General features: G+C 52.7%; 18 protein-coding genes and 1 tRNA gene. 16 read left to right on the forward strand and 3 right to left on the reverse strand.

All coding sequences use genetic code 11. The features are described 5' to 3' along the window. The first annotated feature begins 373 nt into the window (after window positions 1-373). Complete coding sequence (locus HNQ38_RS13770) at window positions 374-1,012, forward strand: class I SAM-dependent DNA methyltransferase (RefSeq protein WP_183722398.1); 639 nt, start codon at window positions 374-376, stop codon at window positions 1,010-1,012. A 450-nt stretch (window positions 1,013-1,462) separates the two neighbouring features. On the opposite strand, the gene HNQ38_RS13775 is transcribed toward HNQ38_RS13770, so the two are convergent. Together HNQ38_RS13775 and HNQ38_RS13780 are read right to left on the reverse strand one after the other, a co-directional pair. Next, entirely contained in the window at window positions 1,463-2,209 is a 747-nt protein-coding gene (locus tag HNQ38_RS13775) for an SAM-dependent methyltransferase (RefSeq protein WP_183722401.1), read from the reverse strand. A gap of 604 nt (window positions 2,210-2,813) precedes the next feature. Then, window positions 2,814-3,065, reverse strand: a complete 252-nt coding sequence (locus tag HNQ38_RS13780; RefSeq protein WP_183722404.1) for a HypC/HybG/HupF family hydrogenase formation chaperone — start codon at window positions 3,063-3,065, stop codon at window positions 2,814-2,816. Between the two features lie 295 nt (window positions 3,066-3,360). On the opposite strand from HNQ38_RS13780, the gene ileS reads away from it, so the two are divergent. The 13 genes from ileS (at window position 3,361) to HNQ38_RS14500 (ending at window position 19,135) form a co-directional block, all read left to right on the forward strand. Beyond that, entirely contained in the window at window positions 3,361-6,177 is a 2,817-nt protein-coding gene (ileS, locus tag HNQ38_RS13785; RefSeq protein ID WP_183722407.1) for an isoleucine--tRNA ligase, read from the forward strand. Window positions 6,178-6,179: 2 nt separating this feature from the next. Next, window positions 6,180-6,722 carry a signal peptidase II gene (lspA, locus tag HNQ38_RS13790; RefSeq protein ID WP_183722522.1) on the forward strand — a complete coding sequence of 181 codons (543 nt, stop codon included), beginning with the start codon at window positions 6,180-6,182 and terminating at the stop codon, window positions 6,720-6,722. Next, entirely contained in the window at window positions 6,719-6,925 is a 207-nt protein-coding gene (locus HNQ38_RS13795) for a PLDc N-terminal domain-containing protein (protein WP_183722410.1), read from the forward strand. Before lspA ends, HNQ38_RS13795 begins: the two co-directional genes overlap by 4 nt. Window positions 6,926-6,939: 14 nt before the next feature. Beyond that, window positions 6,940-7,929 (forward strand): tol-pal system protein YbgF, encoded by a 990-nt coding sequence (ybgF, locus tag HNQ38_RS13800; RefSeq protein WP_183722413.1) that lies wholly within the window; start codon window positions 6,940-6,942, stop codon window positions 7,927-7,929. 85 nt (window positions 7,930-8,014) lie between these two features. Next, on the forward strand, window positions 8,015-8,653 hold the full coding sequence (locus tag HNQ38_RS13805) for a protein phosphatase CheZ (protein ID WP_183722416.1): 639 nt from the start codon (window positions 8,015-8,017) through the stop codon (window positions 8,651-8,653). Between the two features lie 395 nt (window positions 8,654-9,048). Beyond that, window positions 9,049-9,873 carry a nitroreductase family protein gene (locus tag HNQ38_RS13810; protein WP_183722419.1) on the forward strand — a complete coding sequence of 275 codons (825 nt, stop codon included), beginning with the start codon at window positions 9,049-9,051 and terminating at the stop codon, window positions 9,871-9,873. A 179-nt stretch (window positions 9,874-10,052) separates the two neighbouring features. Further along, window positions 10,053-10,850: a flagellar hook-basal body protein gene (locus tag HNQ38_RS13815; RefSeq protein ID WP_183722422.1), complete on the forward strand. Its 798-nt coding sequence runs from the start codon at window positions 10,053-10,055 to the stop codon at window positions 10,848-10,850. A 36-nt stretch (window positions 10,851-10,886) separates the two neighbouring features. Beyond that, window positions 10,887-11,672, forward strand: a complete 786-nt coding sequence (gene flgG, locus HNQ38_RS13820; protein WP_183722425.1) for a flagellar basal-body rod protein FlgG — start codon at window positions 10,887-10,889, stop codon at window positions 11,670-11,672. A gap of 54 nt (window positions 11,673-11,726) precedes the next feature. Then, window positions 11,727-12,944, forward strand: coding sequence for a flagellar basal body P-ring formation chaperone FlgA (gene flgA, locus HNQ38_RS13825; RefSeq protein WP_246388167.1), 1,218 nt, complete (start codon window positions 11,727-11,729; stop codon window positions 12,942-12,944). Window positions 12,945-12,994: 50 nt separating this feature from the next. Then, complete coding sequence (locus tag HNQ38_RS13830) at window positions 12,995-13,714, forward strand: flagellar basal body L-ring protein FlgH (RefSeq protein WP_183722431.1); 720 nt, start codon at window positions 12,995-12,997, stop codon at window positions 13,712-13,714. A gap of 1,086 nt (window positions 13,715-14,800) precedes the next feature. Next, a tRNA-Leu gene (locus HNQ38_RS13835) sits at window positions 14,801-14,887 on the forward strand. A 172-nt stretch (window positions 14,888-15,059) separates the two neighbouring features. After that, window positions 15,060-16,847 (forward strand): site-specific integrase, encoded by a 1,788-nt coding sequence (locus HNQ38_RS13840; RefSeq protein ID WP_183722435.1) that lies wholly within the window; start codon window positions 15,060-15,062, stop codon window positions 16,845-16,847. A 20-nt stretch (window positions 16,848-16,867) separates the two neighbouring features. Then, the gene (locus tag HNQ38_RS14500) at window positions 16,868-19,135 is read left to right on the forward strand and encodes an AAA family ATPase (RefSeq protein ID WP_183722438.1); all 2,268 of its coding nucleotides are present in this window, start codon (window positions 16,868-16,870) and stop codon (window positions 19,133-19,135) included. Window positions 19,136-19,354: 219 nt separating this feature from the next. On the opposite strand, the gene HNQ38_RS13850 is transcribed toward HNQ38_RS14500, so the two are convergent. Continuing rightward, a complete protein-coding gene (locus tag HNQ38_RS13850; protein ID WP_183722442.1) occupies window positions 19,355-19,675 on the reverse strand; it encodes a transposase in 321 nt (106 codons plus the stop codon). A 477-nt stretch (window positions 19,676-20,152) separates the two neighbouring features. On the opposite strand from HNQ38_RS13850, the gene HNQ38_RS13855 reads away from it, so the two are divergent. Together HNQ38_RS13855 and HNQ38_RS13860 are read left to right on the forward strand one after the other, a co-directional pair. Beyond that, window positions 20,153-20,386 (forward strand): hypothetical protein, encoded by a 234-nt coding sequence (locus HNQ38_RS13855; protein WP_183722445.1) that lies wholly within the window; start codon window positions 20,153-20,155, stop codon window positions 20,384-20,386. 141 nt (window positions 20,387-20,527) lie between these two features. Continuing rightward, on the forward strand, window positions 20,528-23,347 hold the full coding sequence (locus HNQ38_RS13860; RefSeq protein ID WP_183722448.1) for a DUF927 domain-containing protein: 2,820 nt from the start codon (window positions 20,528-20,530) through the stop codon (window positions 23,345-23,347). Window positions 23,348-23,831: the final 484 nt, after the last annotated feature.

A 23,831-nucleotide genomic window follows, 5' to 3' on the forward strand; every position in this document is an offset into this window, starting at 1 on the left:
CGCGATGATATCCTTCGCCATCACTGCAGTATTCCTTCTTTCTCTGACTGTGCTGCTAAGCAGCTAAGAAATTGGCACGTGCAAAAGACTCATTTGGTCTGAAGTCATAAGCAAGTAGAAGTGCTGCGTGACTTGTAGCTAAACAGTATTCATAGCCATGCAATCTGCTGAAAAATGTGAAATAATAGTGCCTTATGGGCACACAGGAGTCGTCAGCTGACGGGTGCAACTGGTTTTGGGCAAGCACTGCTCCTGATGAATAATGCTTGCAAGACCTCTTTGAAAAACCGAATTTGGGGTTATGACCCATCGTGGATGATACGGCTGCCTTTTACGCTACATTGAATAAACGCATGCTAATGGAGTTACACACATGAGTTCAAACAAGGTTCATCCCTCATGGCAAAACATTCCTTCCCTCTATGAGCGGCATGCGGATTATTTTGACAAGTCTCGTGGTAAGAGTCTTGTTGAGCAAGCGTGGATGGACAAATTTCTCACCATCGCCGGCTCTGGTGCAAACATTCTCGATTTGGGCTGCGGTTCAGGCGAGCCATTGGCAGCGTATTGCATTGAAAACGGGCATCATGTGACTGGCATAGACGGATCAGCGCCGATGTTGAGTTTGTGCAGGGCGCGGTTTCCAGATCAAGAATGGCTTCCTGGCGACATGCGGCACTGCAGGTTGGGCAAGGCTTTCAATGGTATTCTGGCTTGGGACAGCTTTTTCCACCTTCCTCCTGAAGATCAACGGCCCATGTTCGCCGTATTCGAGCGCCACGCTGCACCCGGCGCTGCCCTGATGTTCACCTCTGGCCCGGGCGCGGGTGAAGCCATCGGCGAATTTCAGGGCGAGCAGTTGTACCACGCCAGCCTGGATGCGGCTGAGTATGGCACTCTTCTGGCTTCACACGGCTTTGCATTGGTGGAGCATGTGATCGAAGATCAAAGCTGCGGCGGCCACACCATCTGGTTGGCCCGTCATTTGAGCGAAGAAAAAGAGAGTTGCTGAAAATTCTGCAGGTCGGACAGCGAATGATTTATGGCAAGTGATGATTCGCGTGGGGTGGATTGGCTGCAAGTTACGCAAAGGCGGCTTTTGCATGTGGGCGGGTACCCCAAATACCCTCCACATCAAAAAGCCGTCTGATATTAGGATGTTTTGCCCAAGAAATGCGCGTAAGGAGTGAGCCCGTCCTTTGCTTCGAGACGGGCGCAGCCACCTCTCCCTGCTGGTTATCGACAACTTCAGCCATAATAGTTCGAAGAATGCCGGGCGGTGACTACCTTTGCGCGACTGACAGCCTTCGCGCACTAACTTCGCGCGCTGAACTTAAGCAATTTTATGTTCCTGGCGCGAGCGATTAAATGCAAAACCCGGAACAGTGGTCCACGCAGTGCCTGCCCCCTTTTGCATTCAGCATATCACCAGGGCGACCAGCATCACTGTCCAAATGTCACCCTACCGCGCCATCAGGGCAAATACGCCCCACCCAAGATAGTCCCGGCTGTAGGTAACGTAGCGTTTGGGCTCCGTCGTCAGTTGGTCGCGAACTTCCTTCGCAAAATCGTCGTCCGGGTTGGCCTCAAGCCATCGCCGCATGGTCAGCCATTTTGCTGCCTCGTATCTGTCCCAGCTGTCCTGATCGGCAAGCACCATCTCCACAACATCGTAATTAAGCTCACCAAAAGACGCGACAAGCTCAGGAAGCGTGAGAAAGTCGGCTATTGTGTTGGCAAGGCATCCCTTGGCAATGGTTTCTGTTGGCGGCAGCTGGAGCCAGTAGGGTTCACCAATAAGGATGATTCCTCCGGGCCGAAGGCTTTTTGCAAGAAGTTCAATGGTGCCCGTGACGCCTCCGCCGATCCATGTGGCACCAACGCAGGCTGCCACGTCAACCTTTTCAGCTGCTATGTAGCCAGCGGCATCGTCGTGGATGAAGTGGATTTTATCGGCAACTTCTAGCTCGTTTGCGCGTAGCTTCGCTTGCTCGAAAAACAGCTGGCTCATGTCGACGCCAGTTCCGGTGATTCCGTAATCCCGTGCCCAGGTGCACAACATTTCGCCCGACCCACTGCCAAGATCAAGGACACGATCTTCCGGCTTCAGACGCAAGGCCGCACCAAGAGTGGCGAGCTTCTCTGGCGTATAAGGATTATGTATGCGGTGAGCACTTTCAGTAATGTTGAATATGCGCGGTATGTCCAAGGCAGAATTCCTTTGTGCGGTTAAGCCACAAGGTGCGGATGTATATCCATTACTCTTGTGGTGAAAACCAAATGAGTTGAAATGGCATTTACTAGTATGGTTGTGTTTTTTAATGCCGTGCTTGGATTTGAATTGTGCGTTCAAAACCAGTGTAAAAGTTTTTGAGTGGATTGCAATATTACAACGATGCTATTCTAGTTTGTTGTTCAAAATTATCAATATGATTGATGTTCCTTTTTTACTTGGCAACCGTTTTTGAGAAAATCGCCACAGTAGTGAAGCTGCTGAAAGTCTGCTCATAAAGAAAATTTATTCATGATTTCATCAAGATACTTCTTATTGGTTCATAAAAAATTGTTGCACTGGCTTGGTTTCAAATCTTGAAAATCAGACCCGCTTGGAACGGTAATATCCCTAGTGTGCTGTTACGTTGCATATAAAAAAAGTCCCCTGAATAGCAGAGGACTTTCGAAATTGTATTGCAATTTTTATTACGCCATTTTCAGTCAGCCAGTGTGCTCGCCTTTAGCATCCGCGGCTAAAGGACACACCGAACTAACTGGGGGAGGCAAGGCGGTCTCGCCTTGCCTGGTAAAATTTACAGCTAGAACTGCGGTGGCCCGTCGTCCAGTGCTTTGGCCATTTCGCGCAGGGCTGACAGGCTTTCTTCTGCTTCCGTAGGGGTCATTGTGTGCAGGGCAAAGCCCGCGTGCACGATAACATAGTCCCCAACATTGGGTTCTTGAGGCAAAAGCATGACAGAAGCGTTCAAATAGGTTGAACTTTCGCCCACGCGCACGCGGGCCATACCTTCACCAAACAATTCTTCAATACGGGCGGGAATGGCAAGACACATAGCTACCTCTTGTCAGGCAAATAACCATCATAGCAGTTTCGGCAAGTCCTGAAGCGGCCATGAATTGCCGCAAGATGAATAAGATACAGCTTACCAGCCCTGACGGGCGTAGGCAAGCAGCTGTGGCGGAAGATCTTTTTATTGAAGTCAATTTTCTGCATGCGTACGCTGGTAAGAACGGAAGCGCGAGGTGCTTGCGAATCCTTGACTTTAGGCGTCTATTTGCCCAAACTACAGTGATTTTTATCACCGCTTATCACATATTTTTCTTGCGACATCAGTGCCGGGAGCCCCAATGAGTGATTATAAAAAAACGCTGAATTTGCCCCAAACCGCCTTTCCTATGAAGGCCAATCTGGCCCAGCGCGAGCCGGAAACCCTCAAGAAGTGGGAAGCCATGAATGCCTGTGGCATTATGGTAGAAGCTTCGGGCAGCAAGGGAAGCTACATCCTGCATGACGGCCCGCCTTACGCCAACGGGCATATTCACATGGGCACGGCGCTGAACAAGATTCTCAAGGATATTATTGTCAAATCCCGCAATATGGCGGGCTATACGTCGCGCTATGTACCCGGCTGGGACTGCCACGGCCTGCCCATCGAACACAAGGTTGAGCAGGAACTCAAGGAAAAGAAAAAGACTCTTCCGGCCCATGTGGTGCGCAAGCTCTGCCGCGAATACGCTTCAAAGTGGATTGACGTGCAGCGCAAGGAATTCAAGCGTCTGGGCGTGCTCGGTAACTGGGAAGATCCCTACATGAGCATGAAGCCCGCCTATGAAGCCGCCACGGCTGACGAACTGGCAAACTTTGTGGCCACGGGCGGCGTGGTTCGTTCCAAAAAGCCCATTCACTGGTGCTGCTCCTGCCATACGGCCCTGGCCGAGGCAGAGGTGGAATACTATGACCACACCTCGCCTTCCGTCTATGTGCGTTTTTCCTTGCCCGACGAGGGACTGAAAAAGGTCTTTGCCGCCGCTGATCCGTCGCGCGCGAATGTGGTCATCTGGACCACAACGCCCTGGACCCTCCCCGACAATATGGGCGTCTGCCTGCACCCAGAATTCACCTACGCTCTGGTGGAAGCCGCTGGCAGCCAGTATATTCTTGCCGAAGAATTGCTTGAATCCTGCGCAGCCGCGTTTGGCTGGAGCGACTATACCATTCTGGACCGCGCGCCCGGCGCGAAGCTTGAGGGCCTTAAAGCCCGTCATCCCTTCTATGATAGGGATTCACTGGTCATTCTTGGCCAGCATGTAACTTTGGAAGCTGGCACGGGTTGCGTACATACCGCTCCCGGTCACGGCCGCGAAGACTACGACGTGGGCCTCAAGTACGGGCTGGAAGTCTACTCGCCAATGGACGACGCAGGCCGCTTTTTGCCCAGCGTGGAATTTTTCGCGGGGTTGAATGTTTTTGAAGCCAACCCCAAGGTTATCGAAAAGCTTGAAGAAGTGGGCGCACTGCTGCAAAAGTCCAAAATCAAGCATTCGTACCCGCATTGCTGGCGCTGCAAAGAGCCCGTCATTTTCCGCGCAACCACTCAGTGGTTTATAAGCATGGAAAAGAACGATCTGCGTACCCGCGCCCTCAAGGCCATTGACGACGAAGTGTGCTGGATTCCCGCATGGGGCCGCGAGCGCATCCACAATATGGTGGAATTCCGCCCCGACTGGTGCATCTCGCGCCAGCGGCAGTGGGGCGTACCCATCATGGCCCTGCTGTGCGAAGACTGCGGCGAGGCCTGGAATGATCCGGCCTGGATGCACGAAATGGCCGCGCGTTTTGCCAATCATCCCACAGGCTGCGACTACTGGTACGAAGCCGAGCTGAAAGACATCGTGCCCGAGGGGCTTGCCTGCCCGCATTGCGGCGGCAACCACTGGAAGCGCGAAACCGATATTCTGGACGTGTGGTTCGACTCTGGCACAAGCTTTGCCGCCGTGCTTGAAAAGCGCCCCGAGCTGGGCTTTCCGGCGGATCTGTACCTGGAAGGCTCTGACCAGCACCGTGGCTGGTTCCACAGCTCGCTTCTGGTCAGCGAAGGCACGCGCAACCGCGCTCCTTACCGCTCCGTGCTCACGCACGGCTATGTGGTGGACGGCGATGGCCGCAAGATGTCAAAATCCATCGGCAACGTCATTGCGCCGCAGGAGCTTATTGAAAAGTTCGGCGCTGAAATCGTGCGTCTGTGGGTGTCCTCGGTAGAATACCGCGAAGACATCCGCATTTCGGACGAAATTCTTGGCCGTCTGGTGGATGCTTATCGCCGTATCCGCAACACCTGCCGCTTTATCCTCGGCAACCTGAACGATATTTCCGCTCAGGATCTGCTGCCGCTGGACAAGCTGGAGCCTCTGGACCGCTTTGCCCTGGACGTGGCCGGGCGCGTGCACGAGCGTGTGCAGCAGGCCTATATGGATTTTGACTTCCACAAGGTCTACCATACCCTGCATAACTATTGCGTCACCGACCTTTCGTCCGTGTATCTGGATATTCTCAAGGACCGCCTCTACGCTTCGGCCCCGGCCAGCCAAGAACGCCGTTCAGCCCAGACTGCTTTGTGGCACATTTTGTGTCTGCTGCTGCGCGACATGGCTCCGGTGCTGTCCTTCACGGCTGAAGAAATCTTCAGCCATCTGCCTGAAAGTCTGCGTGGCCCCGAACCCACGGTGTTTGCCCTGCCGGCTCTGGAAGCCGCGCCCTACCTTTTTGACGAAGGCACGCGCGACGACTGGAACGTGCTGCTGGCCGTGCGCGGCGCTGTAACCAAGGCCATCGAGCCCATGCGCCGTGAAGGCATCATCGGGCATTCCCTGGACACGCGCATCACCCTCTTTGTGGCTGACGAACTGCGTCAGCGGCTGGAAGGGCTGCATACCGACCTGCGTGCGGTGTGCATTGTGTCCCAGTTGCAGCTGGAAGCTCTGGACCGCGCCCCGCAGGCGGCGTATCAGGATGAAGAAATCGCGGGTCTTGCCATTGGCGTTGAAAAGGCGCGTGGCGAAAAATGCGAACGCTGCTGGATTTACAGCACCGATCTTGGCACTGACCCCGAGCACCCCGCCTTGTGCCCGCGTTGCACGGCGGTTATCAAGGGTATGGAATCCTGAGGATCATGCGCAGACGCTATCGCATTCTCGGGGGTATGGCCCTGTTGGCACTGGCGCTCGATCAGCTGAGCAAGTATATTGTCATGCAGACCATACCGGAGCACCGGTCTGTGCCGGTTATTGAAGGCCTGTTTGACCTGATCAACATACGAAACCGCGGAGCGGCCTTTGGCTTTTTGAACCGCTCCGACATTGAATGGCAGTTTTGGCTGTTCCTTGGGGCCACGGTGGTGGCCGCGTGGGCCATATTCATGCTGGTTCGCAACTCGGACGACGAACCCTGGCTCTTTGCGGGCCTGGGGCTGGTTCTGGGCGGCGCTCTGGGAAATCTGGTAGACCGCATCCGTTTTCGGGCGGTGGTGGACTTTCTGGATGTTTACTGGGGCGACTGGCATTGGCCTGCCTTCAATGTGGCAGATTCGGCCATTTTTGTGGGGGCTGCCCTGGCTTGCTTTATCATGTGGCGTCAATCGCCGACAAAAGCCGGGGACAAAAAAGGCAACAAAGCCGGAAAAGCCTCCGGCAAAGGGGGAAGTGCCGCATGATGTTTCATTGGTGGCATGTGGCTCTGGTCATGATTCCCATGCTTCCTACGTTGTGGAGCATAATCCACATCTGGGGGCATGAGTTTCCCACACCCCAGCAACGGGCACTGTGGCTCGTACTGGTGGTTTTTTTGCCGGTTATCGGCGGTATCATCTATATTTTCACAGGGCGTAAAAAAGCCCTGGGAAAAGTGCAAATTTGAAAAAAGAGGATATTATGCGCACATTCCGTACATTGTACCTTGTAACGCTGGCTTGCGCTGCTCTGCCGCTGAGCGCCTGCGTATCCGGCGGCAGCTCCAGTGGGGGCAGCCTCAGCCTTGAACAGCAGGTGCAGCAGCACGATGTGCAGTTGCGTCAAATGCAGCCTTCGCAGGCAGATGCCTGGAATCAGATTCAGGCCCTGCGCCAGGAACTGAACGCAATGAAAGGACAGATGGATGACCTCAACAATGCTGGCGGTGCGCGTGCCCTTGTGGACCGCGTGAATCGGCATGACGAGGCTCTGCGCCAGGTAGAACGCAGCATGGCGCTGAATCTGAACCTTGGTGAACCAGGGGCTGCCGCGCCGGTCGCTCCCGTGAGTCAGGCTCCTTCTACCCAGACGGCCCTGCAGACGCCCAATTATGGGCAGCCTGCCTATGGCCAGGCTGGAGCCGCCGGGTCTGTGGCTGCGGGCTCTACCGCGTATGCCGCAGCCGTGCCTGAAGGCGTGCAGCCTTACGGCGGCCAGGCGGCCGCTGCAAATTCCGCGCACGTTCCTGCCCAGGCTCCCGACGGCAGCAACTGGGGGCAGCCTTCGCCCCAGCCTCAGGTACAGGCCCCGCAAAAGGATATTTCGCTGGCGCTCTTTGATGCTGGCGTCAATGCCTACAATGCCCGCAAGTACGACGAGGCGCAGCGCTCCTTTTCAGATTTTCTGAAAAACTACAAGAACCACAATCTGGCTCCTGAAGCGCAGTTCTATATGGCCGAATGCTACTTCCAGCGCAATCAGTTCGCGGATGCAGCCCTGGCCTATGACAAGGTTATCAAGGACTATCCCAAGTCCAACAGCGCACCCGGCGCCTACCTCAAGCAGGGCATCAGCTTCAGCAAGCTCAATCAGAGTGCGGCTTCCAAGGCCCGCCTGGAAGAGCTCATCAAGAAGTACCCCAATTCGCCCGAGGCGGCCCGCGCCAAGACCTTCCTGAAGACCAACAAGTAAGCTTCTTGTACCGCCGCGCCGCAGTTTGGCGCGGCGGTACTTTATTGTCGTCTTTTCAACAGCGCCCCTGGCGCAAAGGCATTGCATGAGCGACGAAAAGGCCGAACCCACCGTGTACAGGCAGTTGAGCGCGGACATGCGCGAGGGACTCAAGGATATTTATCAGCAGATATCCACTGCCTCCCAGAACAAGCCTCTGGCTGATTCCGGCACGGATGCGCTCTTTCATGAGGCAACGGCCCAGCTGGCAGAAGTTCTCAAAGCTACAGAAAGCGCCACCATGTCCATCATGGAGGTTGTGGAACGTCACCTCGATTTGCAGGCGCAGAACGTAGAACTGCTGGCAGCTGTACGCGAGGGCAGCGCGTCTCAAGTGCAGATTTCTCTGCTTGAGGAAAATAATACCAGGTTGGGTGATGACCTTACCGGCCTGCTGACGGACCTGAGCTTTCAGGACATCACCGGGCAGCGCATCAAGCGTGTTGTAACGGCGTTGAACAAGATAGAAAATACCGTGGTGGAGCTTTATATCTCGTCTGGGCTCATCATGGATGGAGCGGAAAAAGATCCGCAAAAGAATGCGGTATCTCTTCAGACCGAGGCCCGGCAGGCTGTGGAAGATTTTCGTCAGCAGCGCAAAAAGGGCGATAGTCTCAAAGGACCGGACAAAGAGGGCGTATCGCAGAGCGCCATCGACGACATGCTCAGTCAGCTGGGCATGTAGGGTTAATCTGCCATCCAGCATTTTTTGGACAGAGGCGTCCCAAGGGTCTTTCCAGTTATCTCTCCGTCGAACGTCACCTTTTATCTCGGTTGAGTAGCACAAGAATACACTTCCAGCATAAAAGGTTTACTTTCAGAAGCATTTTAACGCTGAAAATGCTGCAATGCCCGGCGGCGAGCAGGCCGAACCGTCCGCCGCAAAGCGGGGTGAATTTGGCTGGAAACCGCGTTTTCAGCCAGATGCCAGTGTGAAATTGCAGCCAATTTCAAAGCGGATCTGCTCAGATATAACAAGGAAAATCGTCGCGTGACCACGCTGTCTGGGCCTCTTGCTGGTGCAAGAGGCTTTTTGCTTACAAGGGCAAGCCGCAAAAGGCCTTGCCATCGGAGAAGAATATGAACGTATTTACAGTTAATCATGATTTGTGCCGCAAAGACGGCATATGCGCCCTGGTATGCCCAGTGCATATTATTGACGCTGAAGTGGGCTCCTATCCTACTCTGGACAAGCATAAGGCGGCCTATTGCATAGGCTGTGGGCAATGCATGGCTTTTTGCCCCACGCAGGCTTGTTCTGCTCCCGGTCTTGACCAGAAAGACTGTCTGCCGCTGCATCCTGAGCTGATGCCCACGGCAGATCAGGCCGAAGAACTGGCGTCGTCGCGTCGGTCTGTTCGTAATTTCAAAAATAAAAACATTCCGAGAGAGCAGTTCAAGCGTCTTCTTGAAGCGGCGCGGTTCGCCCCCACAGCCAAAAACGTGCAAAATCTGCGCTGGATAGTGCTGGAATCGCGCGAGCAGGTGGTGAAGCTTGCGGAACTGGTGGTGGACTGGATGCGCCTTTTGCCCCAAACCGACCCTGTAGTGGACGAAGCCATGCATGCCAGCGGCCTTGTGCGTGCCTGGGACCGGGGTGTTGACGTTATCACCCGCACGGCGCCCCACCTGGCAGTTGTTGTGGCTCCCAAGTGGCGCTGGGGACAGGCGGATTCCGTTATTGCCATAACCTATCTGGAACTGCTGGCACAGGCGCAGGGCATAGGCTGCTGTTGGGGGGGCTACCTCTGCATGGCCTTTGAGCATCCTGCGGCGCAGCCCGTGCGTGACTTCCTCGGTATCGGGCCTGATGAAATGGGTTTTGCCGCGCAGATGATGGGCTACCCGCTATTCAAGGCCAAGGTTCGCCCCGTGCGCAAGCAGCCTGACATCACCTGGAAATAACCAGGCACGTCTGCACCTGTCTTGCAGCAACTCAGCTTGTTTTGGACTCATAGCCCCTCGTTCGCGCGAGGGGCTTTTTTTGGCCCGTACTTTGCAATGCTTTTGGCACGGGCCATAGGGCTCGAGGACAAGATGGCCGCGCACCCGCTTCAGCGCGCCCGCCAACCAAGGAGAAGCACATGCAAGCTGGCATGTTTAGCGGACTTTTTGCCGCACTCAGCACAGAGCACCGCATGAATTATATCGCCAATAATTTGGCGAATGCCAATACGCGAGGGTACAAGCGCGACACCGTGGCCTTTAAAGATACCATGGTCAGCTATGCCTTTGACGAAATCCGCGAACCGCTTTTGAACCTCAAGTCAGATCCGCTGTTCCCTGAGCCGCTCAATGCCTCAAGGGTGCGCTTGGCGGTGTCAAAGATCGATTTCGCCCAGGGGTCCATGCAGTATTCGGGTAATTCGCTGGATATGGCCATTAACGGTGAGAACGCCTTTTTTCGGGTGGCTACGCCCACTGGGGAGTTTCTTACCCGTAACGGTGCCTTTGTGCTGTCAGAAAACGGCACCATCATGACGCCGCAGGGCTATCCAGTACAAGCACAGGGCGGCGGCAACATTACCATCCCGCCGGGCACGCGGCACATTCAGGTGAGCGGCGACGGGCAGGTCATTGCAGACAACGACGTGCTTGGGCAGATCGCCCTGGTCAACGTGGATAACCCGCAAAATCTTGAAAAAATGGGCAACAACCTTTACCGCCCGCGTGAAAATGTGCAGGTGGCGGAAGGCAATGCCTATCTGGACGGCAGCCGTATTGAGCAGGGCTTTACCGAGGCCGCCAACGTGGAAGTGGTTCCGGAGATGGTGAACATGATTGAGGTGCAGCGTCAGTTTGAAGCCTATCAGAAGGTCATGCAGACCTCGGATACGCTGGACCGCGCCGCCACGGAAAAAGTGGGCCGCCGTCAGGGCTAGAGCTGACAGCAAAGGCTGAAACAAGGAGTATTTCCCATGATGCGTTCCCTTTGGACTGGAGCCACCGGCATGGTGGCGCAGCAACTCAATATTGACGTCATTTCCAACAACCTGGCCAACGTCAACACCACGGGCTTCAAAAAAAGCCGCGCGGAATTTGAAGACCTCATGTACCAGACCATGCGCATGGCCGGGTCTATTACAGAAGGCGACAACCGCTTGCCTGTGGGCATTCAGGTGGGTATGGGCACACGCCCTACGGCTGTGCACAAGTTTTTCACCCAGGGCGACTTTCAGAACACCGGCAACACGCTGGACGTAGCCATTGAGGGCGACGGTTTTTTTCAGGTGGATGTGAACGGCGAGCTTATGTACACCCGCGCCGGCTCCTTCAAGCTGAATCAGGATGGTACGGTGGTAACGGCCAACGGCTATATCCTTCAGCCGGAATTTGCCGTGCCCGCTGAAACCAAAAATATCTCCATATCCTCGTCCGGTCATATCGCCGCTCTCGATTCGCAAGGGCAGGAGTTGGCCGGGGCAGAGATTCCGCTTTATACCTTCATCAACTCCGCGGGCCTCGACGCTCGCGGGCGCAACCTCTTCACCCCTACAGAAGCCTCTGGCGACGCCGTGGAAGGTGTGCCAGGCACTGAAAACGTGGGCACCCTGGCACAGGGCTTTCTGGAAATGTCCAACGTGGAAGTGGTGGACGAAATGGTCAACATGATCGTTGGCCAGCGCGCCTATGAGGTCAACTCCAAGTCCATCCAGACTTCAGACTCCATGCTTGGCATCGCGGTTCAGCTCAAGCGCAGCTAGGACGGTAACAGAATCATGAGGCTACTGGCGGTACATTTATCAGGAGCGGCAGAAATGCCCTGGGCAGCGCGCCATGTCAGGCTGATCTGGCTGGCTGTGTCCGCTCTTCTGCTGGCATTGACGCTGGTCTGCCTGTGGCGGGCCGAGCCTGTGCTGGCGGCTGGCGGCGTGCCGCAGGCCGTATGGCAGGATAATGACCGTAACCACAGGCGTTCGCCAACACAGGTGAAAACCCAGCTGCGGCCTCCTCAGGTTCGGGCCGGACAAATGCCCCTTGACCCGGAGGCCCACGACGCCAGAGCCGCCAAAACCAGCACGCAACTGGCCGCCAACGCTGTGCCTCTGGCTCAGGAAGGAAATTTGAGCCTGCTGGAGCAGGGCGACTGGCGGCTTAAAATCGTTCCGGCGGCTGTTACCAATACCAATATGGTACTGTTGGGCGATATTGCCATACCCCTTGGACATATTGAGCAGGCGCAGTGGGACGCGTTACGCGCCACCCCCCTGTGGGACGCGCCGCCTGAAGAAGGCAAGCCGCTGCAGATCAACCGCTCCCGGTTATCGCAGGCACTACGGCAGGCATTGGGGCAGGATGTGGCGAGCCGGTGCATTTTGCCGACCTCTCTTGTGATCCAGCACGGCGGATTGGTTTTTCGTGAAGACGATTTGCGCAACTATGTCGTCAAAAGCTTGACCCCACAATTGGCGGCCATGCCTGGCGAGGCGGAGCTCACAGATTTTCGCTTGCCAGAATACATTTTTCTCGCTCACAGCCAGCAGCGCGTCCAGCTTGAGCCGGGTAAGCTGACTCCCGGGCGCGTGCCCTTGCGCTTTGCCGTGCAGGAAGCCGATGGCTCTGTGTTGCGGCGGGTGGCGGGTACTGCAACGCTTTCTCTGTGGCTTACGGTGCCCACGGCTGCCCAGTCGATGAACAAGGGCGATGCCCTGACTGCCCAAAGCGTGACCTTTATGCGCGTCAACGCCGGGCAGTTGCGTGATTTGCCATGGGACGGGCACGGCGGCCCCTGGCAGCTTGCCAGAAGTATAAATGCTGGTGACACAATTTTGCAGAGCGACCTGGCCAATCAGCATATGGTCAAGCGCGGTGATGTGGTCTCACTCATATTTTCCCGTGGCAATCTGAAAATTGTCACACAGGCGCAAGCCATGGCTGACGGTGAACCCGGAGCCACCATTCCGCTGCGGAACTTGCAGACCAAAAAGCAGGTCTTCGGCATTGTCAAAAACGGCAATACTGTAGAAGTACACTAGGCGTTCAGCTGCTCTTGTGGCCAAACGCGGTTATTGAAGGAGAGGAGCATATGCAGGCACGTCACATAATACCCGTTCTGGCGCTGGTTTTTGCCCTGTGCGCCGCTTGCGGCGGCGGGCCGCGTAAACATCCGGCTTTGCAGCCGCCTGTCACCGATCCACAGGAATACAGGCAGGAAACCAACGCGGCCAATAATCCCGGTTCGCTTTTCGCAGCCAGTGAACAGGATACGCTTTTTTCTGACAGCCGCGCCCGCAGGGTAGGGGATATTGTGGTAGTCAAACTGGTGGAAAATACCAAGGCCCAGAACAAGGCAGAAACCACGGCGAAAAAGGGCGGGGCGAACGACTATCAGGTTGGTGCGCTTTTTGGGCAAAGCTCAAGCGGCTTCATCCCCTTCCTGAACGTAGGCCCCACCAGCAAAGTAGGAGTTCCGGCTTTGTCCACAACCTCTACCAGCGACCTTTCAGCCACGGGGAAAACCAAGCGTGAAAACTACGTTACGACCTCTCTGGCTGCGCGGGTGCTTCGTGTGCTGCCGGGCGGATTGCTGCAAATTGAAGGTGCGCGTGAAATCCGCGTCAATGAAGAAACAGAGTATATGGTGGTGCGCGGCATGGTGCGTTCCAAGGACGTGAGCGCAGACAACAGCGTGCTTTCAACCCAGATCGCCGACGCCAGCATCGAATACTACGGACGCGGCGTATTGGCCGACAAGCAGAAGCCCGGCTGGTTCACGCGGCTTATGGACAACGTCTGGCCCTTCTAGCACTCAGATATATATTGTGAGCAGGGCTTTCCAGCAGAGGTGTACTTCTGCCGGGAAGCCCTTGCCTGTCTTGTAGCCTCGCTTACGGGTGGAACGTGAGCCGCTTTCCGGAGTGGTTTATCCTGAAGATGCCGTGAGGGTGTTCAGGCAGACGCCCGCCGTGGAGGCGTTAAGGCCGTTTCATGGGTTGACGCGGGGCTAGCTTTAACCACTGGCGGGATAGCCTTGCAGGGCAAGGCAATGTTACTGCAGATATTTGGGTGTCGTAGCGTGTGTCGGACTGAACTTCGCCGGGTTTATGGTTTGAGGCGTTGTGGCGTGAGCTTGAATGCTTGTGACGCAGGGATCTGCGTTTAAGACTGCCCGCTGAACAATTCAGTTTGTTCCACGCAATCGCAATCGCCACCCGTTAGCCCTTCGGCCAATGGTTATAGTGAAGCAACAGGTAGCAGCAGTATGAGTAGGAATACGGCTTGCTCTGTTCGGTCGCTGTCGCCATATATACAGCCTTCGGCCAACGGTCATTGCAGAAAGTGCGGATGAAGGCAGTTAGAGTCGCGACACGGATTGCTCTATTCAGTCGCAACAGTCATCCGTATGGTCTGCCAACGATTGCTACCGCGAAGCCACGGATAGAGGCAGTATGAGTAATGATAGCGTTTGATTATCACAGTAGCAGCCGCCGTCCGTATTTTTTGCTGGAAACGGTGGCAGCGAGGAAACAGCGGTATTGATTAGCGGCGGTAACCGCCATAACGAGCGCACACTATTTGAGAACATAGACTCTTAAGGTTAATCTGCTCTGGGTGCCGAAAATCGATCTGTCCTGCTGCGTCTGATGAACAGGTGGCGAGCAGGGCGGTACGGATTCACAACTTAAAAAACAATGCGTCCAGATTGCGTATCCTGATCGAAAACATCCAGCGGCTGAAAGCATCGGGGCTGGTTGCGGTGCTTCGCAGGGCGGCATGAATACTGATCAGTTGCGAACCATTTTCCTCTAGTAAGCCGCAAAGACATAATTTTTTGCTCAATAGGCAAAAAAAGCTTGCCAAGGGCTGCCCGTTCGGGTAAATCAATCTTCGCGCCGAAGTGGTGGAATTGGTAGACACGCTAGGTTCAGGGTCTAGTTCTCGCAAGGGAGTGGGAGTTCGAGTCTCCCCTTCGGCACCATCTTTCAAGAGTCGTTATAAGCAACAGCTTGTAACGACTTATTTTTTTGTCTTGTGGCCAGCATAGGCACCAGACGAAAACCCGCACTTGGGAGTTTATGGGGTCAAAGTGCGGGGTCAAAGACGTGCCAAAATCGGGTGCAAACCTTTTTTGGCAGGTCAGGAGAAACCCCATGTTGCCTCCCCCTCCTACATCCTTTGACTCAAGCCACGTACCTGCTCTCCGTAATTCCGGGGATGACAAAAAAAGTTCTCCTGCGTATCTTTGTCTCAAACGAAGCATCTATTATTTCCGTTACGCTTTGCCCAAGGAACCCCGACTGCACTGGGGACGAAGTGAGCTGCGCCTCAGCCTGCGGACATCTTATCTGCGGACGGCCCGTTTTCGCGCGCGCATGTTGCTTGCGGAAGTAGAAAAAACTTTTCTTGAGGAGACCATGCTGGAGTACAGAGAAATTCGTCGCCGAATGAATATCCTGCTCCAGCGGATGCTGGCGCAGGATCATGCAGATCTTTCTGAAAAAAAAGCTCTCACAATAGGCGATACAACTATTCCTTACGATCAACTGAGGGCTTCACAGGCCGCAATGCTCTTGTGCTGGAATTCTGAAAAAGCGTTGGAGAAACTTGCACCAACTTGCCTTGTTGATTTATTTAAATCGGGAGCCTTTACCTGGGAAGAACTTTCGGAAGAAAATTATTTACAGATAGTCAAGGCATATAACGAAATGCAAATCACCATGCACCGTATCGAAGTAGCACGATTGCGTGGAGATTTTTTACTGGAAGAAGAAATCGTCGGACGTGACTACGGAAAGCTTCCTTGTGAAATAAAAGAAACGGCCGAAAAAGAGGCCTCTTTAGTCCCAATGCAGGTAGCCGTAGAGGCAATGCCACCAAAGAAAAATGCGCTTTTATACTCTGACGCTATGGACCGGTACATCCATCAGAAGCTGCAGGATGGTGAGTGGCGCGAACACAGTGTGGCAGATCACCGTGGCCGCCTGGGTGAGTTTTTGCTCATCATCGGGGATAAATCCATTGAGAGCATTACTCGTGAAGATATGCGGCTCTTTCGTGAAACCCTGCGGCGGTTGCCACCGAACCGCACACGGGTGAAGGCCTATAAGGATAAAAATATTCAGGAACTGCTTGCGCTCAAAGTTGAAAAAACGCTCAGCGTCACCACGGTCAACATTTTAGTGGAAGCAGTGGGAAGCATGTTGGGGTGGTACGTTCGGGAAGGCCTGCTGGATGTTAATCCGGCTACACACCTGCAAATTAAGGATACGCGTCAGGATATCGAATTGCGCCAGGCTTTTTCTGCAGATGAGTTGTCAAAAATTTTTGCGCATCCCAAATTTGCACAAAAAGAATTCAAATCTCCTTCCTACTACTGGATACCACTGATCGCTCTTTATACTGGTATGCGCCTTGAAGAAATCTCCCAGCTTCATTGCGCCGACATTTATGAAAGTTCGAACAAAGGGATTTGGATTATCGACATTAACGCCACGGGACTTGATGAAGAGGGTCGCCCCAAGCTGCTGAAAAATAAAAATGCGCGACGAATCGTGCCCATACATCCCATTTTAATAAGGCTGGGAATTTTAGATTACCATGCCGATATTACAAAGAAAAAGCATGTTCGACTTTTCCCTGATCTGAAAAAATCAGAAGGGGCCGTAAAGTTTGGCAAACAGCCAGGAAAGCAGTTTAAATCTGTGGTGACGGCTGCCCTTGGAGATGCATCGGGTAAGACGTTTCACTCACTCAGGCACACCTTTGCAGATTTTTATAAGCAGCGGGGCCTGCAAAATGACTATTTCCGCCAGGTGTTCGGGCACGAACTGCCCATGCTTGCTGGCAAGCAGTATGGTGAAAAATTCCCGCCAAAGGTTTTATATGAAAATGTGATTGTGAAGTTGGATTATGGTAGTAGTATTAATGTTGTGTTTTGAACGGATATGGAGATGTAAAAGTGTCATATTCTAACGATAGCAAACTCTCTCGTAGTTTTCTGAGCTTGCGCGCAAAGATTGATAAAACAGCAATTGCAACATGTTTGCAGGACAACAAAAACGCAGAAATTTTTGTTGGCCTCATCAATGCGGTTTTTACATGTCTGATCAGTTCAGAAAAAGAAGAATTTCTTCAGGAACTCGGGAATCCAGAACAAAAAATAGGTTGGGAAATACAAGATAGATTTAGCGGTGACGATGTCGTTGGATTTGCCATGAAGAAACTCGACAGGGATCGTATCCAAACAGCACGTATCTTAGGAGAAAGGTTGGGTATCAAGCCTGAAAACTGCTTTGATGCGTTTCCCATTACACAGAACAACAGGGTGAACAATAATAACGAACCATGCTATTTATCATATTTTATTCCAGAGAACATTAATGTTGGACATAAAAGATACAAACTTTCATGTATCGATGAGCAAGAAAACTTTGGTGGGGAGGTTGAACAAAAAATTTGTTGTTATTCTGCAGCAAAAGACGACTGTTTTTTCCTGATAGCGTCTAAAAAAGCAATTCAAAAAAGAAATAGAATAGAAAATTTTCATGGGATTGGCTGCGCACCATCAACAGCATTGGCTTTTTCCAGAGTTGCAATTGATAAATTTCCAGACGCTCACGTTATTTTTCCGATGTCTTTGCCTGTCGCATTTCATCTTCGGAGGGTATGCCGTGAAGCTGGAATTGGTGAACGTAATTTTATAGTTTCCGGACATTTCGGGGGCATTGATGCTCTTGATTTGAAATGTTTTCAGGGGCGAAAGGTCATATTGCTCCCGGAGTTCTCGGAAGATGGCTTTTTTGAGGCAGACCGAATTGCCGAAAAGCTTAAATCCATTGCGCGTGATCTAAAAATATACCCTTGGCCTATCAGGGCTGATGGCATGTCTGACGAGGTGATGACTGAGGTAGGCTGGAAGCAAACCTTCCTTGAACAGGAGGTTGACTTGAGGGAAGAACTAGCCCCTTCCTCTCTTCTTAATAGAGTTACTAAGAAGGCACTATCCCTCTCTGATTTTAAAGAGTTGCTCGTCGAAGTCGGATCGAGCCCTTCAACGAAAGATTCATCGCAAAAAAATAATCAAGCACTGCCTCCAGCCAACCCCGCACTGACCCCTGCAAAGGCTTTTAAATTGGCTGACGTAACTCTCTATCACACAATGCGTCCAGGCAGTTATGTCATGATTGTCGGAAAGAAGGGGGCTGGTAAAACGCAAGTTGCTCTCTCGACTTGCCGCTCCATACTCAATGGCAATGTCATGTGGCCGCTTTTTTCTGGTGCTGGCGTGGCTGCTGGCAATGTCGCTTATATTGATGCGGAAACCCCATATGATGAATTTTGTGCAAATCTAGACCAGCATTGCCTTGCCAAAGAACAGAGTAAACGTTTTTTTGGTTTGTCCATATTTGCCCCTGACCTCCCGGAATTTTGTGATACTTTTTCTCTCGAGAATTCTGAATTTCGCGAAGGGCTTAGCAACTACCTCCAGAAAAACGAATGCCGTTTTGTTTTTTTTGATAACCTCAGTGCCTTGATGGGCGATAAGGTGAATTACGGTAATTTTTCTGATGAGGTGCTTGAGTGGGTAAAAAAACTTCAGCGTCATGACCATTGCGTGGTTTTTGTTCACCACAAATCAGAGGATGCAGCGGCGAATCAGCATGGCGTGAATGCTCGCGGTAGCCATCTCTTCACCACTCTTGCCAGAACATTCATTGGATTGGTGAGTAGCGCAGAAATATTGAATGACGCTCTTGGTACCGAGGACATTCAAAAAGCAGCGGCCCGGGATGGTCTGACTGTGGGTTTACGGTTCGATGTGAGTAAGCCAGCACCCATTCTGGAAAAAAAGACCTTCTGGCTGCACCTGCCGTTGGGGGACTCGGAATGGGAGTTTCTGGCCGCTACTGGGGCAGATGGGCAGAAAATTGAATTGCCTATGGGTGCTGCTACAACTGGAGTTGGGGCTGCAAACAACAAAGAAGACTCGCAGCCCGTATCGAGCGCAGCTCCCTCAGTGCCTGCCGAGCACGACCTTTCCCCTGACCAACGGCGGGTGCTTGAAATCTTGAAAAAAGGCTCTGCCAAGCGTGAAGAGGTACAAGGTGAAACCGGTTTTGGCGAAGACAAAACCCGTGAACTGCTGAATTCGCTTATTGAATTGGGGTTAGTCAGTAGGGAAGGCCAAGGAAAGGGTACTTATTACACTCAAATACCCACATCATAGGCAATTGCCCCGCTCTGGCAGGATCCCCCGGGATACGTACTTGTATCCTGGGGGGGGCTATTTTTAGGGCTGCTACTCACTGGAAATGTGCGGGGATTGACTAGGAATTGTCCAGGCAACGAGGGGTTTGTTCGCCTGTATTACGCAGGGATTACACCAGTAAAGCCACGAACACCGAAGATGATATTTTACTATATACCGTGATATCAAATGGTTAAACTAGATGTCTGGTCTCCAATAGCGGGACAGTACGGCAGAAAAATAAGATGGCGTCATTTTTGTCAAGCTGCCTTTATTTTCCCGCGCTGGGAGCCGGACCGGGCTGCAATGGGATGCCACGGTGATCTGACCGATTTTGGCATGAAGTATCTGGAGCTGTTTTTCTTTTCTGGCCTCTTCAGTTTTGATTTCACCGGCAAAGATGCCCGCTGCCGACTCCTTGAGCTGTTTCACCCATTTATGGATGAGTGTCTGATGAACGCCGAATTCTGAACTGAGCTCAGTGATGGTTTTATTGCCGGAGAGGGCCGCCAGAGCCACTCGGGCCTTGAAAGCCGGGGCATGATTCTTTCGCTTGGATATGTGTTCTCCTCGTCTGGTTGAGTAGCTATCACATCTGTCCGATTTTGGGGGAGCACTTCTCCTGGATGGCTTATAGGCTTTGCCCAACTATTAGGTAAACCTTTTCGGCAAATAGATCGAAATGTGGTTTAAAATTCGCCATTGCACAGTTTTTATTTAAGACTTTAGGTGTTTACTGATGGCGGGTTGAGAGATGCGCCATCTGGTGCGCGGCTTGGGCCTGATTGCCGCCGCTCATGAGTATGACTGCTGTGGTCATGATGGAGCGCACTTACGTCAGGGAGGGGAGGGCGAGTAATGTGAGGGGAAAAAGCAGCAGGTTCTTGTCCGTTTTTTCCAGCCGACCTCTCAGTGGCGTCAATCTGCATCAAACGTGCCCCATCAGGCCACTGCAGGCCTATATGGTATGCAAAACTTGACGGAGGCATTGTGAACATGAGCAACACCAGACCTGAAACTATCTTTTTTGAGCAATTGGAAAAAAATCTTCCTCCTGTCTTTTCCCGGGAGGAGGCTGCCCGGCAGATGGGCGGCTTGATTCGGGCCAAGACTCTTTCAAATCTTGACGCCATGGGAGAAGGGCCAAGCGTGAAAATTCGTATCAGAAAGAAAGTCTGCTATGAGCGCCGAAGCTTCCTCCAATGGCTCAAGCAGCATGTGCGGCAGTAACTGACCGCAAAAAAATACCAGCAACGAACAACCGCAGGGGCATGAATTTTTTTCATGCCCCCTTTCTTATTCTATGCGGCAAGTATTTGCCCGTTTCGGAATAACTCACCCTGTAGTGGACTGAATAATAAGGATGTTGCCATGAATACAAAAAAATTTGTCTACGCTGGAACACCAGAACCTGGCCATGGCCCCTGGACACTTATAGAAGATTCGCCTGAATCGCGTGCTCAGGCGCTTGAACAGGGCTGCAAGGCATTCACGACCATGAGCCTCGCCTACGAACCAGAAGAAGGGAAACCCGAACCCATGCGCTACGGCGATCTTTGGCTGGACATCGACTGTAAGGAAGTGCCATTTCTCGCCATTGTGGGCGCAAGGGATTTTGTTAAGGACCTGCGCAACCGGTATGATGATTTTGATCCTGCCATGCTCGACTACTACATGAGTGGCAGCAAAGGCGTCCATATCCGTATTCCAGCTGAGGTATTTGGTGGAGAAAACGGACATCCCTACCTGCCAAAGCTGCATTTGAAAATGCTGGAGCGGATTTTTCAGCACTATCCAATTTGCCATAACCTGGGCTTGCTGGCTTTGGGCAAGCCCGTGCCCGATGATTTCAGACGCAAGACTGTCGGCGACCTTGTGGACACAAGCCTGTATTGCATGGGGAAGGGGAAGTTGCTGAGAGCTCCCAATATCAGGCGTCCTGACGGACGCTACAAAGTGCAGGTGAGCGTTAAGGAGTTCTTTGAATGGGGAATTGACTCGTTACTGGAACTGACCCAGTCGGCAAGAACATGCGTCATACATGCTCTGCCGCCAAAGGTGACGGGGATGACAGCCCTTTATGACCACGCCCTTCTGGACCTGCAATCTTGTAGTCAGAGCAAGCTCAACCTGCAAGGGCTTTACGATTGCCATTTCATGCGCCATTGCCGTGAAAATGCCGCAACGCTGAGTGAGCCGGAATGGTTCCTGATGCTGCGTGTTCTGGCTCCGCTGGGAGAAAAAGGGCTTGAATTGGCGCAGGAATACAGCCATCCCCACCCGGGATACTCGGCACAAAAAACTCGAGCCAAATTTCTGCATGCTCTGAATAAGGGATATCCGGCCAACTGTGAGGATATTCAGGAATTTTTTCAGTGCAACCCTCGCTGCAAGGTGCGTAGCCCGCTTGACCTTGAACGCAAGCGCCTGAGTGATGTTGTGGTCGCCACAGAATCCTTCAGTTCCCAAAAGGATGGCCTGTACTATTCACCATCCCGTGGCATGATGGAGGGCGACAGTGTCAAAGTGTGTAGCCCTTTAAAAGTTCTTGGCAAGATGCGTAATACGGACGGCACGGGCTGGGCAAGGCTGGTGAAACTGCTGACGCCAGATGGCAAAGAACAAAAACTGACCATCACCATGAAGGAATGTGTGGGGCGCGGCGATGTCGTTCTTGGACGGCTTTGTGAGCATGGTCTTGAGTTGGCAAGCGGGCGAACGGAAAAATTCGTTATGGAGTATTTGCGTTTTGCGGGTTCCGACAAAATTTTCACCAATGTTGAGCGCCTGGGCTGGCACGACAGGTGTTATGTCTTGCCGGATAATATTTTTGGCGGAGGAGAAAATGAAGAAATTCATTACACGCAGGAACACGGCCTGTTCAACCATGCAGGCGAACTGGAGCAGTGGCATGAGCATGTGGGCCGCTATTGCCAGGGCAACACCTTACTCATGCTGGTTGTAGCCTTTGCCCTGACAGGACCGCTTTTGCGCCCTTGCGAAATGGAAGGCGGTGGATTGCATTTGTTCGGGCCATCTTCCACCGGCAAAACAACGTTGGCCCTGTTGGCTGGCAGCCTCTGCGGCGGCAATGACGGTAAAGGGTTTATCCGCCAGTGGCGCAGCACGCACAATGCCCTTGAGCATATCGCGGCCCAGCATAATGACTGCCTGCTGGTTCTCGATGAGATTGGCCAAGCCACAGCAGAAACGGTGACTCAGGTCACATATATGTTGCCCAACGGCCAAGGCAAGGAGCGCATGCGGAGCGATGCCACACAGCGTAAGGCCCATCAATGGCTTCTCAACTTCTTTTCCACTGGCGAGTTGCGCATAGAAGACAAAATAGAGGAGACGGGCAAATACCGTGCAACGGCCGGGCAGAATGTACGTGTGATAAATCTGCCCATTGATGGCGGCACAGGTAAAAATGCCTATAGCACTTTGCATGGCTTCAAAAATCCAGCGGCATTGAGTGAACATCTTAAAAGTGCTTCCCGAACCTACTATGGTACACCGCTGCGTGCTTTTTTGAAGGTTTTGTGTGGTACTGGGGAACATGATCTGGACATGAATATAGATGAAATAAACAATAATGTCAGCATGTTCATGAAAAAATATTGCCCAGAGGAAGCCTGCGGGCAGGTCCGGCGTGTGGTTCTCAAGTTCGGGCTGATTGCTGCGGCCGGTATGTTCGCTGCAAAGACCGGCATCCTGCCTTGGACACCGGAAGAATCAAGTGATGCCGTTGTGGAATGGTTCAACGTCTGGCTTGACGAACGCGGCGGTGTTGGCAATCTGGAAATCATGAAAGCTCTTGATCGCTTTAAGGATTTCTTTGCGCGCTACGGCAGAAGCCGTTTTGCGGATGTGGATGGCCTGGGTGAGAGTATGCGCGATCTGGCTGGCTATCGATGGGAGGACAAGGGTGACCTGCGGTTATTCATGACAAGCCCAACGTTCAACGACCTCGCCAAAGGAGTCAATCGCCATGAGTTGCTGGAACATATGAAGCGTCAGGGGTGGCTTTTGATGAACACCAAGGGAAATCTTACGGAAACGAAGTGTATCAAAGGGCGGAACGTACGTGGCTATGGATTCATCCCTTCCGCATGGGAAGGCCGTGGAGACCTGGAAGAGCGGCACATGAATGTAGTAAGAGAATCCAAAGCCTGTGATTGTGACTTTTAAGCTGTGCGGCGCACAAAAGCGTTTGTGCGATTCTTTGTATAAAACACCAGTAATTTCTTGGTGTTTTGAACCTTCGCACAAACGCACAGCCGCACAGCAGTTTTTTATACGGAACAACGAAGGGGAGCAAAAATGAGGGCATTACAGGGCATGGATCTTGTGCCGTTCATAGACTCCATCTTTTGCCAGAAAAATTGATGCGTATCTGTACAGCACCCTCTATTCTTCGGGCCTGTTTTGTCATTTGGTAGAAGGCCCTGAACCCGAAACAACCATTCCTGAATTTTTTGAAGGCCATGAAGTGGGAACGGCCCCAAACAATTTTTGACCGAGGGAGGTTGATGCTCCAATTTTGCCAAAAAGAGCAAGAATAGTATTTGGGTTGTGCGCCTGTGCGTTTGTGCGATGCCTGAAAATGTTGGAAATTGTGGGGTATTGAGACAGGATTCCGCACAGCAACGTTTGTGCGAAATTCGTTTTTGTT

Origin of the sequence: Desulfovibrio intestinalis, from assembly GCF_014202345.1 — a bacterium.
In the GTDB taxonomy this organism is placed as follows: domain Bacteria; phylum Desulfobacterota; class Desulfovibrionia; order Desulfovibrionales; family Desulfovibrionaceae; genus Desulfovibrio; species Desulfovibrio intestinalis.